12 protein-coding genes and 1 tRNA gene are annotated in these 13,273 nt (G+C 55.7%); 7 read left to right on the top strand and 6 right to left on the bottom strand.

Annotated features, from left to right (window positions below; genetic code table 11):
• The first annotated feature begins 117 nt into the window (after positions 1–117).
• The 7 genes from pdxH (at position 118) to BMY44_RS06245 (ending at position 7,736) form a co-directional block, all read left to right on the top strand.
• Positions 118–723, top strand: coding sequence for a pyridoxamine 5'-phosphate oxidase (pdxH, locus tag BMY44_RS06275; RefSeq protein ID WP_089991646.1), 606 nt, complete (start codon positions 118–120; stop codon positions 721–723).
• Positions 724–860: 137 nt separating this feature from the next.
• The gene (locus BMY44_RS06270) at positions 861–1,355 is read left to right on the top strand and encodes a cold-shock protein (protein ID WP_242650493.1); all 495 of its coding nucleotides are present in this window, start codon (positions 861–863) and stop codon (positions 1,353–1,355) included.
• Positions 1,352–1,813, top strand: coding sequence for a DUF192 domain-containing protein (locus tag BMY44_RS06265; RefSeq protein WP_089991639.1), 462 nt, complete (start codon positions 1,352–1,354; stop codon positions 1,811–1,813). The genes BMY44_RS06270 and BMY44_RS06265 overlap by 4 nt, the downstream gene beginning before the upstream one ends.
• A 59-nt stretch (positions 1,814–1,872) precedes the next feature.
• Positions 1,873–1,949: transfer RNA gene (locus BMY44_RS06260), tRNA-Pro, on the top strand.
• A 683-nt stretch (positions 1,950–2,632) separates the two neighbouring features.
• A complete protein-coding gene (locus BMY44_RS06255) occupies positions 2,633–6,289 on the top strand; it encodes a vitamin B12-dependent ribonucleotide reductase (protein ID WP_089991637.1) in 3,657 nt (1,218 codons plus the stop codon).
• The gene (locus tag BMY44_RS06250) at positions 6,289–6,648 is read left to right on the top strand and encodes a right-handed parallel beta-helix repeat-containing protein (protein ID WP_089991635.1); all 360 of its coding nucleotides are present in this window, start codon (positions 6,289–6,291) and stop codon (positions 6,646–6,648) included. The genes BMY44_RS06255 and BMY44_RS06250 overlap by 1 nt, the downstream gene beginning before the upstream one ends.
• Before the next feature lie 308 nt (positions 6,649–6,956).
• Positions 6,957–7,736, top strand: a complete 780-nt coding sequence (locus BMY44_RS06245) for a TIGR00266 family protein (protein WP_089991632.1) — start codon at positions 6,957–6,959, stop codon at positions 7,734–7,736.
• Positions 7,737–7,801: 65 nt separating this feature from the next.
• Here the strand turns inward: BMY44_RS06245 and BMY44_RS06240 are convergent, their stop codons facing one another.
• The 6 genes from BMY44_RS06240 to BMY44_RS06215 all read right to left on the bottom strand — a co-directional run bounded on the left by BMY44_RS06240 (position 7,802) and on the right by BMY44_RS06215 (position 13,267).
• Positions 7,802–8,224 (bottom strand): cupin domain-containing protein, encoded by a 423-nt coding sequence (locus BMY44_RS06240; protein ID WP_089991629.1) that lies wholly within the window; start codon positions 8,222–8,224, stop codon positions 7,802–7,804.
• The gene (locus BMY44_RS06235) at positions 8,221–9,015 is read right to left on the bottom strand and encodes a hypothetical protein (RefSeq protein WP_089991626.1); all 795 of its coding nucleotides are present in this window, start codon (positions 9,013–9,015) and stop codon (positions 8,221–8,223) included. The genes BMY44_RS06240 and BMY44_RS06235 overlap by 4 nt, the downstream gene beginning before the upstream one ends.
• Positions 9,012–10,286, bottom strand: coding sequence for a phosphopyruvate hydratase (gene eno, locus BMY44_RS06230; RefSeq protein ID WP_089991623.1), 1,275 nt, complete (start codon positions 10,284–10,286; stop codon positions 9,012–9,014). The genes BMY44_RS06235 and eno overlap by 4 nt, the downstream gene beginning before the upstream one ends.
• A 42-nt stretch (positions 10,287–10,328) precedes the next feature.
• The gene (locus tag BMY44_RS06225) at positions 10,329–11,219 is read right to left on the bottom strand and encodes a DMT family transporter (RefSeq protein ID WP_089991620.1); all 891 of its coding nucleotides are present in this window, start codon (positions 11,217–11,219) and stop codon (positions 10,329–10,331) included.
• Between the two features lie 241 nt (positions 11,220–11,460).
• Positions 11,461–12,426 carry a CorA family divalent cation transporter gene (locus tag BMY44_RS06220; protein ID WP_089991618.1) on the bottom strand — a complete coding sequence of 322 codons (966 nt, stop codon included), beginning with the start codon at positions 12,424–12,426 and terminating at the stop codon, positions 11,461–11,463.
• Positions 12,419–13,267, bottom strand: coding sequence for a PhzF family phenazine biosynthesis protein (locus BMY44_RS06215; RefSeq protein ID WP_089991615.1), 849 nt, complete (start codon positions 13,265–13,267; stop codon positions 12,419–12,421). The genes BMY44_RS06220 and BMY44_RS06215 overlap by 8 nt, the downstream gene beginning before the upstream one ends.
• Positions 13,268–13,273 lie beyond the last annotated feature (6 nt).

Below are 13,273 nucleotides of genomic sequence, written 5' to 3'. Positions count from 1 at the left end.
GGCCCCATCAAGGCAGGTTGCGACGTGAGGTCAGGCTTGGCGTTAACGATAAACTTGCATTAGGGGCTTGTCTTCCGCACCGTAAACGAAAAGCACGCGCGGGAAAAAAGGTGGGTGATGACGGACCGGACAGACATATTTGCGGGGGATGACCCCTTTGCATTGGCACAATCATGGCTGCAAGAGGCTGAAGCGAGCGAGATCAACGATCCGAACGCAATCGCACTCGCAACCGTAGATGCTGATGGTTTGCCAAATGTGCGGATGGTCCTTTTGAAAGAAATCGAAGCGAACGCATTCGTTTTCTACACCAACTACGAAGGTACGAAGGGTCAGGAACTGGCCACCAGCGGCAAAGCGGCGTTTGTCATGCACTGGAAATCGTTGCATCGCCAGATCCGCGTGCGCGGCACCGTTGAAAAGGAAGATGGCCCACAGGCGGATGCCTATTACAGGTCACGCTCGCTCAAGAGCAGACTCGGGGCGTGGGCATCGCGCCAATCGACACCGTTGAAGTCGCGCGCAGCACTGATGGCTGAAGTGGCAAAAGTGACCGCACAACATGGCACGAACCCTGATCGCCCGCCATACTGGGGTGGTTTCCGGATCATCCCGAGCGAAATCGAATTCTGGGCCGATGGCAACTTCCGGTTGCACGATCGGTTCCGTTGGACCCGCCTGGCCCCTGATGCGGAATGGTCGATTGTCCGACTTTCGCCGTAAAATACTAGTCGGACAGCAGAGATAGCGTTAAACCTTATGCATATTCTGTTCTGTCTGTTCGACACACACCTGACGAAACACTGGTTTTCCAGCCCGAGATCGAGATTTTAGGCATGAACGCGCACACGAATACCCAGATGACCGGCCAGATTAAATGGTTCGACCCTGCAAAGGGCTTTGGCTTCATTATCGCTGATGCGGGTGGGTCGGATATTCTGTTGCATGCCAATGTTTTGCGGAATTATGGTCAGGGTTCTGTTGCAGACGGTGCACAAATCACTGTTGCAGTGCAAAAAACTGACCGCGGGCTGCAGGCCACCGAAATTTTTTCGATAACGCCTCCGGTTGTGCAGGACGGCGCACCGCTTGGCGATATGGAGGAAATTTCTGCAGAAGATATTGCCAATAGCCCCCTCCAACCGGCGCGCGTGAAGTGGTTCGACAAGGGCAAGGGGTTTGGATTTGCAAACGCATTTGGCAGTTCCGTCGACATTTTCGTGCATATCGAAGTCCTTCGCCGATCCGGACTTTCCGACCTTGCAACGGGCGAGGCGGTTGGCGTGCGCACGATGGAAGGCAAACGTGGACTGATGGCGATCGAGATTTCCAGCTGGGATTCGGCCGTTTCATGAAGCACGTCACCTTTGCGGCTTTCTTGGCAGTTTCGGGGCAGGGCGCCTTTGCCAGTTGTAGTGATACCGCCGTTACAGTTATCGGGGATTTTGGACAGGCGCGTTTCAAAGTCAATGTAGCGGACACAAACGAAACCCGTGCGCGTGGTCTGATGTTTGTTGAAGAAATGAGCATCCTCGAAGGAATGCTATTTGTATATGACGGGCCCGTGCGCGCGACATTTTGGATGAAGAACACGTTAATCCCGTTGGACATGCTGTTCGCGGACGAAACCGGCACCATCGTCACACTGCATGAAAATGCAGTGCCCGGCGATGAAACGACGATTGATGGTGGCGAAGGCGTTCTTGCCGTGCTCGAAATCAATGGCGGCGTTGCCGACCGGCTTGGGATTGAGGTGGGCGATGTGCTGCAGCACCCTGTTTTTGGCGACGCAGCGGAAGCCCCGTGTGAATAAAAAAGCCGCAAGTTGGGGCTTTTCAAATCGGTTTCATGTAGCTAGATAGGGCCTCGGTCCGGGGCATAGCGCAGTCTGGTAGCGCATCTGTTTTGGGAACAGAGGGTCGGGAGTTCGAATCTCTCTGCCCCGACCAACAAAAAGGCCCGCTGGTTTGATGTGCGCATCACCAGCGGGCTTTTTTCTTGTCTTGCGATTCCCTTTGTCGTGAATCGGCGTATCAGCGGGATCACCATATATAGTAGGCGTGCCTCAAAAATAATCGATCCCGTGTGGTTTATTGCCGAAATGAACAGATCACGACGGCGGATTCGTGATGAAAAAAACACATCCAACCAGGCTCCGATTTCATAACACAACATGTCGTACCGAATCTTGTGGCTGGCGATTCTCGGTGGGGCATGTTCATCCATCGGCTGATCCGATCGGCGTAAGTCTGCCTATTCTCTCAATTTCTTTGGGGTGCCGTGAAGGCACAACTCTGTGGAGAAATATGGGGAGGAATCGCGGTTGGTCGGGTGGAACGCCCAAATGCCAAATGGTCAACGGATTTTTCCTAAGAAATCGTGAATAAACCCGTTGACCCGATGGCCTTGGATACGTCAGGTTGTGCGAGCTGACACACTGCACACTAGATGTAGTAGCCAGCAAGGGGACAGGTTTATACGACCACCACAAGATGGGTGATGCTATCCGCGCTTTCGCGGCACCGAATCTTGTTGCCTGTTACTTGCCGCGTCAGTGGGGAGCCGCGAGTCCTGCAAGGGTTCGTGCTGATGAGATGGCCGCAACGACGGCAGAGTGACTAGGGGCAGAGACATGCAAATCGCACGCAACTTTACGACCACAGGACAGGACGCTTACGCGGAACTCGAATTTCGTTCGGCGACGTCCGAAATCCGGAACCCGGATGGAACAATCGTTTTCAAACTCGACGATTGCGAGATCCCCGCATCCTGGTCGCAAGTTGCATCAGATGTCATCGCCCAGAAGTATTTCCGCAAGGCAGGCGTGCCTTCTGAAGTAAAGCAGATCAAGGAAAAAGGCGTGCCTGAATTCCTGTGGCGTAGTGAACCTGCAAAGGGCGCGACCTTTGGCGGCGAAACCAGCGCCAAGCAGGTTTTTGATCGTCTGGCCGGGGCATGGACGTATTGGGGCTGGAAAGGTGGCTACTTCTCGACAGAAGAAGACGCGCGGACCTATTTCGACGAAATGCGTTATATGCTGGCGACGCAGCGGGCCGCTCCGAACAGCCCACAGTGGTTCAACACAGGTCTGCATTGGGCATATGGCATCGATGGGCCGGCGCAAGGCCACTACTACGTTGATTTCGAAACCAAGAAGCTGACGAAATCGACATCTTCTTACGAGCACCCACAGCCGCACGCATGCTTTATCCAGTCAGTGTCTGATGATCTGGTCAACGATGGCGGCATCATGGATCTTTGGGTCCGTGAGGCGCGCCTTTTCAAATATGGTTCCGGAACGGGCACGAACTTCTCGTCTCTTCGTGGGGCGGGCGAGCCCCTTTCCGGTGGTGGCAAATCATCCGGCCTCATGGGTTTCCTGAAAATTGGCGACCGTGCAGCGGGCGCAATCAAATCAGGCGGGACAACCCGTCGAGCAGCCAAGATGGTGATCGTCGACGCCGATCACCCCGATATCGAAGAATTCATCAACTGGAAGGTGCTGGAAGAACAGAAAGTGGCGTCCATCGTCGCTGGTTCCAAGATGCACGAACAGAAGCTGAATGCGATCTTTGCAGCGATCAAATCATGGGACGGGGCCGAGGCCGATGCCTATGATCCAAAGGTGAACAGCAACCTGCAAGCCGTTATTAAGGATGCAAAAAAGGTTATGATCCCTGAAACGTATATCAAGCGCGTGCTTGATTATGCAAAGCAGGGTCACACATCTATCGAATTCCCGACGTACGACACGGACTGGGACTCCGAAGCGTATAGTTCCGTTTCAGGACAGAACTCCAACAACTCTATCCGCGTAACGGACGCTTTCCTGAAAGCAGTCGAGAATGACGGTGACTGGAAGCTGATCAATCGCAAGAACGGCGAAGTCGCAAAAATCGTCAAAGCGCGTGATTTGTGGGAACAGGTCGGTCACGCCGCATGGGCCTGCGCCGATCCGGGCATCCAGTACCACGACACTGTCAACGCTTGGCACACATGCCCAGAAGATGGCGAAATCCGCGGTTCCAACCCGTGTTCCGAGTATATGTTCCTCGACGACACAGCCTGTAACCTTGCGTCGATGAACCTGCTGACCTTCTACAAGGACGGTGAATTCCAGGTCGAAGACTACATGCACGCCACACGCCTGTGGACTGTCACACTCGAAATCTCGGTGATGATGGCGCAGTTTCCGTCTAAGGAAATCGCGCAGCGGTCATATGACTTCCGCACGTTGGGCCTGGGATATGCCAACATCGGCGGTCTGCTGATGAACATGGGGTTCGGCTATGACAGTGATGAGGGCCGCGCCATGGGTGCTGCGCTGACAGCGATCATGACCGGTGTGTCCTATGCAACGTCCGCCGAAATCGCATCTGAACTGGGTGCGTTCCCCGGCTACAAGAAAAACAAGAAGCATATGCTGCGCGTCATTTCCAACCACCGCAACGCGGCGCATGGAAATGCGGACGGCTATGACAATCTTGAGGTCAAGCCAGTGCCGCTGGACCAGGCCAACTGCCCTGACCAGCGTCTGATCGCCATTGCGACGGAAAGCTGGGATGAAGCACTCCGGCTTGGAAAAAAGCACGGATATCGCAACGCACAGGTGTCCGTCATTGCGCCCACCGGCACCATCGGTCTGGTGATGGATTGCGACACAACCGGAATCGAGCCTGATTTCGCATTGGTGAAGTTCAAGAAGCTGGCTGGTGGGGGGTACTTCAAGATCATCAACCAGTCCGTCCCCGCCGCGCTTGAAAAGCTGGGATACGGGTCCGCGCAAATCGAAGAAATCATCGCCTATGCGGTCGGTCATGGTTCACTGGGGCAGGCCCCGGCGATCAACCACACGTCCCTGATCGGGCATGGTTTCGGGCAGCGCGAGTTGGACAAAGTCGAAGGCGCGCTAAAGTCCGCATTCGACATCCGCTTTGTCTTCAATCAGTGGACGCTGGGCGAAGAGTTCTGCACCAAGACGCTTGGCATTCCAGCTGCCAAACTGAACGATCCTACATTCGATCTGCTCAAGCATCTCGGTTTCTCCAAGAAAGAAATCGAAGCTGCAAATGACCACGTCTGCGGGACGATGACACTCGAAGGCGCGCCGTTCCTGAAGAAGGAACATTACAACGTCTTCGATTGTGCAAACCCCTGCGGCAAGAAGGGAACGCGCTATCTGTCTGTGGATAGCCACATCACGATGATGGCCGCAGCGCAGTCGTTCATTTCTGGTGCGATCTCAAAGACGATCAACATGCCGAACGATGCAACGATCGAAGACTGCCAGAAAGCCTATGAACTGTCATGGTCCTTGGGGGTGAAGGCAAATGCGCTCTACCGTGATGGGTCCAAGCTGTCACAGCCGCTTGCCGCAGCACTGGTGGAAGACGACGACGAGGCGCTGGAAGTGCTCGAAAGCGGTTCCATGCAGGAAAAAGCAGCCGTCCTGGCCGAGAAGATTGTCGAGAAAGTGATCATCAAAGAGGTCATCAAGGAACAACAGCGCACACGCATGCCGGAGCGCCGTAAGGGCTACACCCAGAAAGCGGTTGTCGGCGGACACAAGGTCTATCTGCGTACGGGCGAATACGAGGACGGCCAGCTCGGTGAAATCTTCATCGATATGCACAAGGAAGGTGCGGGCTTCCGCGCGATGATGAACAACTTTGCCATCGCGGTATCGGTCGGGCTTCAGTACGGCGTGCCGCTGGAAGAATTCGTGGATGCCTTCACGTTCACCAAATTCGAACCAGCGGGAATGGTACAGGGCAACGACAGCATCAAGAACGCGACGTCGATCCTTGACTACATCTTCCGCGAACTGGCTGTATCGTATCTGGACCGCACCGATCTGGCCCACGTCAAGCCAGAGGGCGCATCCTTTGATGACATCGGTCGCGGCGAAGAAGAAGGCGTATCCAACGTCTCCGCACCGTCAGAAGCAGCGGCGTCCCGGTCGCTTGAAGTCCTCAAGCAGATCAGTTCGACAGGATATCTGCGCAAGCGCATGCCGCAGGATTTGGTGGTGTTGCAGGGCGGAATGGGCGCGACTGCATTGTCCGGCAATGCGGATGTGGCCCTCCAGACGATGGTGCCCGATATCACGGAAACATCGACAGTTGCGGTCGCCGCCGCGACAACGACCACATCTCTGACAGCGCGCGACAAGGCAAAAATGCAGGGCTACGAAGGCGAAGCCTGCGGCGAATGCGGCAACTACACGCTCGTGCGCAACGGCACTTGCATGAAGTGCAACACCTGCGGCGGGACAAGTGGGTGTAGCTGATGGTTGATAGAAAAGAGTTATATGCATCAATCGTTATAGAGGGCGGGGGTAGGAACAGAATTTCAGACAATAAAGTCATTAACCCTCATGGACCTGGCATTGAAATCCGAGATCAAGTTGACTCTATCATCGATGGCAATTCAGTTATCTTTTCATCCACAGAGGCACTTGAATACATTAGGACTCTCAATCCAGCGTTCAGTGAAATAACAGTCAGCCATATTGATGAAGCAAGGTCGAAAGCTGACGGTGCGAATGATAAGGAGCAGGCCTTCCGAGATACTTTCCTGGGGCGGGTTGCCTCTGGTGCAGCCGGTGGTGGCTTGGTTCAAGTCGTCATGGCAGCAATTGGACTGTAGCTAAACAAGTTTCCCGGCGGCGACTACGGTCGCCCCGGCGTGGATCGGGCCGCAGGCAAAAAACACCGAGCGGTAATAAACACGAGCCCGATAAACGAACCTCAAGGGCCCCTCATGGGGCCCTTTTTTTTGCGCGTTCATACCCCGATCCTGAGTCCGCCTATTTGTGCGGAAAACCAGAGGACCCGGATTTTGCGCGGGACGCGCTTAGAAAAAAACCTCTGGAATCCCTCACCTTGATGCGGGGATCGCCAGAGAATAGGTTTCAAGAAGCCAAAGTACGAATGCATTTTTAAAGGAGCCGGTTAATGCGCTGTCATGAAGTTGATTACGAGATTTTCGGAGATGACATGCAGATCGTCGAGGTGGAGCTTGATCCGGCAGAAAAGGTCATCGCCGAAGCGGGGGCGATGAACTACATGGAAGATGGAATCCAATTCGAAACCAAGATGGGTGATGGTGCGACGCCATCCAGCGGTTTCATGGGGGCAATGATGAACGTTGGCAAACGCGTGCTGACGGGTGAATCGATCTTTTTGACCCATTTCGAGAATCGCGGGCAAGGCAAACGGAGGGTCGCTTTCGCAGCACCCTATCCAGGGAAGATCCTGCCGATCGACATGGCAGAGATGGGCGGCGAACTGATCTGCCAGAAAGATGCATTTCTATGTGCGGCCTTTGGTACGACAACCGACATCGCATTCCAGAAACGGCTTGGCGTCGGTTTCTTTGGAGGCGAGGGTTTCATTCTGCAACGGCTTCGTGGTGATGGCATGGCCTTCGTGCATATCGGTGGTACCGTCATCCGTCGCGAATTGCGCGCTGGTGAAGGCTTGCGTGTCGATACGGGTTGTCTTGCCGCATTCACGGCGGGCGTCGACTACAACATCGAACGTGCGGGAAATCTCAAATCCATGGTGTTTGGCGGTGAGGGGTTGTTCCTAGCGACGCTGCGCGGGCCCGGCACAGTCTATCTGCAATCGCTGCCGTTTTCGCGGTTGGCGAACAGGGTGCTGCAGGCAGCCGGCGGCGGCAAGGGCGAGGGATCCGTCCTGGGCGGTCTGGGTGATATGTTCGGAGATCGCTGAGGTCGTCTTGCGCTGGCCTTTGACCTTAGGACGCCTCCGGCGGGAGTATTTTGGGCAAGATGATACTAGATGCGGGGAATATCGAAGCCTGCCGGTGCAAGCGTAAAGCCGTCGAATTGAAATCCGGGCGATACCGCGCATGAAACGAGCGTCCAGTCACCAGTTGTTCGTGCCGCCTGCCAGCACTGTGCTGGTACGATGATTTGCGGTTCCTCTCCCGCGTCCAGATCGGCACCAAGGACGTGGTCATGCGCAGGTCCGCAATCAGCTTCGGAAATCGAGAGAACCAGCGGTGCTCCACTATGGTAAAGCCAGATTTCTGTGGCGTCGACGCGATGCCACTGGCTGCTTTCACCGGCCTTCAGTAAAAAATAGATGCACGTGCCCGTTGGCCGACCTTCGTTGTCAGCAGCCCAAGTCTGGCGGTAATATCCACCTTCTGGATGCGGGGCCAACTTGAGGTGTGCTATGATCTCGTCAGCTGTCATTCGACGATCGACACGGCAGAAAGCGTATCCAAGAGGTAGATGTCCGACCGATCATTCTTTGCAACGTATTTTTCGGATTCTGCAAAGAGCGTCGTTTCGATGTCCGTGGCTCCTTCGATCAGAGCCAGAAAATCGTCAACGCCATAGGTCATGATCACATCTGTTTCAGCCTGCACGTTCTGCGCATACATAACGACGGCATGTTCGGTATTGATCATCAAGCGGAAGCTCAGGAAATGCGGCGCAAGAGCAGGGCGATCGCTGATACAGATTACACTTTGATCGTCCCGACTGTCTTCGACGCGATGTGGGTGCGTTTCATTGGCGCAAAAGGTCGTCAGCATCGTGTCCCACGCGCCCGCGGCCCAAAGCGCATCAACGTCCTCTGCCAGAAGACCCATCTGGTTCCCGAGCAAAGCACCGCTGTCTGGTGTTGAACGATCAATCGCAAGAATGCTCATCCCGATGCTGTTTTTGCACTTCGTGGGTCGAACAGGTGCGCCGCTTGCGATGTCCGTACAGTCCAGACTTGCGAAACTTAGCCCAAAGGCCGCTTCCATCCTGTCCATATCTGCGAGTTCGGAACCACGTCCCGCGTCCAGCCAGGACTCTTCTATGGTCGGTGTCATCAAATCGACAGCGTAGCGTGCGTCACCTTCGCCAAAACTGCGACCGACCGTCATGCCGACAGGAAGCGACAGGATAAGATCGCCGCCATGAAACGACACTTCGTCGGCTGCCGCGACCCCCGCCCAGACGGCGGAGGCACAAAAGACAGCGCGTGCGATCATTTCAGAATGGACCGCCCTGCGTATTGCGCCGTATCACCCAACATTTCTTCGATCCGGATCAGCTGGTTATATTTCGCCAATCGGTCAGAGCGGGACAGCGAACCGGTCTTGATCTGTCCGCAGTTCGTGGCAACCGCGAGATCGGCAATCGTGGCATCCTCTGTCTCGCCGGAACGGTGTGACATGACATTTGTAAATTGTGCACGGTGCGCCATGTCAACGGCTTTAAGTGTTTCCGTCAAGGTGCCGATCTGGTTGACTTTTACCAGCATCGAATTCGCTGATCCACGCGCAATTCCGTCTGCAAGCCGCGTCGGATTTGTAACGAACAGATCATCGCCGACCAGTTGGATCTTGTCACCAATCATGTCTGTCAGGATCGCCCATCCGTCCCAGTCGTCTTCGGACATGCCGTCTTCGATACTGATGATCGGATAGTCGGTTGCGAGTTTCGCAAGGTATTCGGCGTTTTCCTGGCTCGTCAGGGAAATGCCTTCACCAACCATCTCGTACTTGCCATCCTTGTAGTATTCAGTCGCGGCACAATCGAGCGCAAGGAACACATCCTCGCCCGGCTCGTATCCTGCCTTTTTAATCGAAGTCATGATGAAGTCGAGCGCGACACGCGTACTTTCCAGGTTCGGTGCAAATCCACCTTCGTCGCCGATACCTGTATTGTGACCTGCGGCGGACAGTTCTTTCTTCAGGGTGTGGAAAATCTCAGACCCCATGCGAACAGCCTCGCGGATATTCGCAGCCGAAACCGGCATGATCATGAATTCCTGAATATCAATGGGATTGTCGGCATGTTCGCCGCCATTGATGATATTCATCATCGGAACAGGCAGGGTACGGGCGGATGTACCGCCGATGTAACGGAACAGCGGTTGTGTTGTGTAGTCTGCAGCTGCCTTGGCAACGGCAAGTGACACGCCAAGGATCGCGTTTGCGCCAAGCCGGCTTTTGTTTGCTGTGCCATCGAGTTCGATCATCACCTCATCGATGGCGACCTGTTCGGTGACGTCGAAACCGACCAATGCTTCTGCGATTTCACCGTTCACTGCGGCAACGGCGTCAAGCACGCCTTTGCCCATATAGCGCGCTTTGTCGCCATCGCGTTTTTCGACAGCCTCGTGTGCACCGGTCGATGCGCCCGATGGAACGGCAGCACGGCCCATTGTGCCGTCTTCGAGGGTGACATCAACCTCGACAGTTGGGTTGCCCCGGCTGTCCAGAATTTCACGGGCGTGGATATCGATAATTGTGCTCATGGGAGAGGCTCCGAATAATATTTGGCCGGGTGGTTGCAGCCCCTATAGCGTGGCTTTGCGGCGGTGTGAAGCGCGGCGCACACGTGCCTCGCGCCAGAGAGAGAACAAGCCAGATCCAACGATGATAGCTGCACCAAGCAGCATTAATGCATCAGGGCGTTCGCCAAAGGCGATGATGCCGACGATCAGCGCAAAGACAAGCCGCGCGTAGCGAAAGGGGGAAACGATTGCGACATCGCCGATCCGTGTGGCAGCAACAATGGCGTAGTAGGCGGCGATCCCGATGAATACTGCTGCAAGCAGGCGCAATCCATTGGCACTATCAGGACGCACGTTCGTTTCGCCAGTGATGGCCAATAGCAGAAAACCGGTCGGCACAAGCGCAAGAAATGCATAGGTCGATATTTGCACAGATGTCACACGCGGTGGAATTCGGCGGGTCAGCACGTCGCGGGCACCAAGGCCAATCACCCCCATAACTGCGAAAAGGGCGTTCGCATCGAAACCATCCAACCCCGGCCGCAAAACCAGAAGCACGCCGCCAAAGCCAATTACAATCGCAAGCCAGCGCTTCCATCCGACCGCCTCTCCGAGGAAAAGCGCGGCACCTGCGGTTACGACAAGCGGTGTCGCTTGCAAGATCGCAGACGCAACCGAAATATCGATCAATGACAAGGCCGTAACAAAACCGACCGTGCCGAAAATCTCGCAAGCGGTGCGCCCCAGCACGGCCCCATCCAGCAGGTCCCGCGACCACATTGCGTGGCCACGCACGATGCCAGCGAAACCGAACAAAAGGCCGCCACCAAGCCCAAGCACCCAGAGAATCTGCCCGATGGGCAGGGCACCGGACATCTGTTTGATGAACATGTCCTCGATTGCGAAACCGAGCATGGCAATGACCATCAGGATGCTGCCACGTGTGTTGTCCATTGGGTTCGCCTAATCTGCCTGCTTCGCGCATAGCGCGCTTGGCTCGTGATGAAAACAGGTCATGAATCCCTGACTATGCGCAGCGATCTGATTGCGCGAATGTTTGTGTATTATCAAAGGGGATTTGTCAGATGAGATTTGTGATACTGGGTGTTGGCTGGTGTGTAGCCACAATGCTTGCGGGAATGGTTGCTGCGGATTCTGCTGCGCCATTGGTGGCAGATTTGATCGTGACGCTGGACTAGAACCAGCGGATCCACCGCAAGATCAACATGAGGATCACGCCCAAGGCAACCATTCCGGCGCAAAGCGCATAAAACCCCCATTCCCACGTTTGCCCCGGCATACCGCCGAGGTTGACACCGAACAGACCGGTCAGAAAACCAAGCGGTAAAAATATCGTTGCGGCAACGGATAGCAGATAACCGTTGCGGCCCAACCGCACCGTCTGAACCATGTCGAGGTGGTCGGACAGGGCGTTCAGCCGGTCCCGGACTTCCGTCAATTCATCAACTGCCCGTGCGGCGCGGCTGGCACTATCACGAAATCGCAATGTCATGAGTGGCGGCAGCAATGGTGATTGGACTGCCGTCAGACCGTCCAGTGCATCCCTCAAGGGGCCCAGATGACGGCGCAGCTTAATCACGGACCGGCGCAAGGGCGCGAGATCGGACACAGCATCCTTCCCGCGATCATAGACGCCTTCCTCCATTTTGTCGGCGACGTCTTCTAATTCGAACGCGGCATCTTCGACACGTGACAGGTTCAATTCGATCACGCGCGCCAGCATCCGCGTGCTGGACGGGGGGGCATCGTTTTCGTCGATCTGACGCTGCACATCATCCATCAGAAAATTTCGTTGGCGGCGTACCGTCAGGATCAGATCAGCCGTCATCCAGATCCGCAGCGATACCATATCAGCAGGCTCGTCGCCGGCGTTCAGATTGATGCCGCGCAGTGTCACAAGCAACCCATCATCGTGACAGGCCACGCGGGGGCGCGTCTTCTGCGCCAGCAATGTGCGTGTTGCAGCAATTGGTAGATTGGCCTCGGCCCAGTGGTCCAGATGGCTCGAGGCCAGATCAAAATGCAGCCAGCGATAGGCCGCTCTGGCGGCAGGTTTTGTGTGCACGTCCGGCGCTTTGCGGGCCGTTCCGTCGGCGAAAACATCAAAGGCGCAAAGCGGGGTCGGGTCGGTGTCAGGCAAGGAAAGAACCCTTCATCGTCAGCACAGCCTGACCGCTGATCTCAACTTGCACCGGATTCCCGAACGTACGTGCAAGGATGCGCGACGGGCGTCCCATATCGACACCTTGTGTAATCGTCAGATCCTGATCCGCACCCAATGTTTCGTGCAAAAGCGCAGCTAATGTAGCAGCAGCCGACCCCGTGGCCGGATCCTCGGGGATATTGCTCAGGGGCGCGAACATCCGTGCGTCGATGTGGGACCCATTGCGGACATAGGCCAGCACTGCACAGCTATTCGTGGTCGCATTTTGGGCAACTGCCTGGCGCATTGCCCCGACGTCCGGTGTGCATGCGGACAGGGCCGCGAGGTCGGAAACCTCTACTAGGGTAAACGGCGTTCCTAAGCTGGCTTCGATGGGCGGATGGGTGGCAAACGTGATGTGATCACCCTCAAGTCCAAGACAGGCCGCGATCAGGTCTGAATGGGGCTCGCTAAGGCGCTGAAGCGGGGCTGAGGTCGTGAAAGTGATCATCCCGTCTGCGCTCGTGCAAGGGATCGGGCCGACACCCAATTCAAGGATCATGTCCCCTTGATGGCCAAGGTCAAGAAGGGCTTGGGCCGTTCCGATGGTCGGGTGTCCGGCGAACTGTAGCTCACTTGTTGGCGTGAAGATCCTCACGCGTGCCGTGTGCTCCGGCTGTTCCGGTGGATAGACAAATGTCGTTTCGGAAAAATTGAATTCGGCGGCTATGGCCTGCAACTTGTCATCGGGCAGGCCGGATGCATCAGGAAACACGGCAAGCTGGTTGCCGCCAAACGGGCGGTCAGTAAAGACGTCGTAAACGACAAAGGCAGTCATGGCGAA

Origin of the sequence: Cognatiyoonia koreensis, assembly GCF_900109295.1 — a bacterium.
GTDB lineage: Bacteria > Pseudomonadota > Alphaproteobacteria > Rhodobacterales > Rhodobacteraceae > Cognatiyoonia > Cognatiyoonia koreensis.
The sequence above is the reverse complement of the archived record's forward strand: the minus strand, read 5'-3'. Positions and strand labels throughout refer to the sequence as shown.

Excerpts from the sequence above, each read along its gene's own strand:
- pdxH (WP_089991646.1), top strand. The coding sequence starts at position 118 with ATGACGGACCGGACAGACATATTTGCGGGGGATGACCCCTTTGCATTG.
- BMY44_RS06270 (WP_242650493.1), top strand. The coding sequence starts at position 861 with ATGACCGGCCAGATTAAATGGTTCGACCCTGCAAAGGGCTTTGGCTTC.
- BMY44_RS06265 (WP_089991639.1), top strand. The coding sequence starts at position 1,352 with ATGAAGCACGTCACCTTTGCGGCTTTCTTGGCAGTTTCGGGGCAGGGC.
- BMY44_RS06255 (WP_089991637.1), top strand. The coding sequence starts at position 2,633 with ATGCAAATCGCACGCAACTTTACGACCACAGGACAGGACGCTTACGCG.
- BMY44_RS06250 (WP_089991635.1), top strand. The coding sequence starts at position 6,289 with ATGGTTGATAGAAAAGAGTTATATGCATCAATCGTTATAGAGGGCGGG.
- BMY44_RS06245 (WP_089991632.1), top strand. The coding sequence starts at position 6,957 with ATGCGCTGTCATGAAGTTGATTACGAGATTTTCGGAGATGACATGCAG.
- BMY44_RS06240 (WP_089991629.1), bottom strand. The coding sequence starts at position 8,224 with ATGACAGCTGACGAGATCATAGCACACCTCAAGTTGGCCCCGCATCCA.
- BMY44_RS06235 (WP_089991626.1), bottom strand. The coding sequence starts at position 9,015 with ATGATCGCACGCGCTGTCTTTTGTGCCTCCGCCGTCTGGGCGGGGGTC.
- eno (WP_089991623.1), bottom strand. The coding sequence starts at position 10,286 with ATGAGCACAATTATCGATATCCACGCCCGTGAAATTCTGGACAGCCGG.
- BMY44_RS06225 (WP_089991620.1), bottom strand. The coding sequence starts at position 11,219 with ATGGACAACACACGTGGCAGCATCCTGATGGTCATTGCCATGCTCGGT.
- BMY44_RS06215 (WP_089991615.1), bottom strand. The coding sequence starts at position 13,267 with ATGACTGCCTTTGTCGTTTACGACGTCTTTACTGACCGCCCGTTTGGC.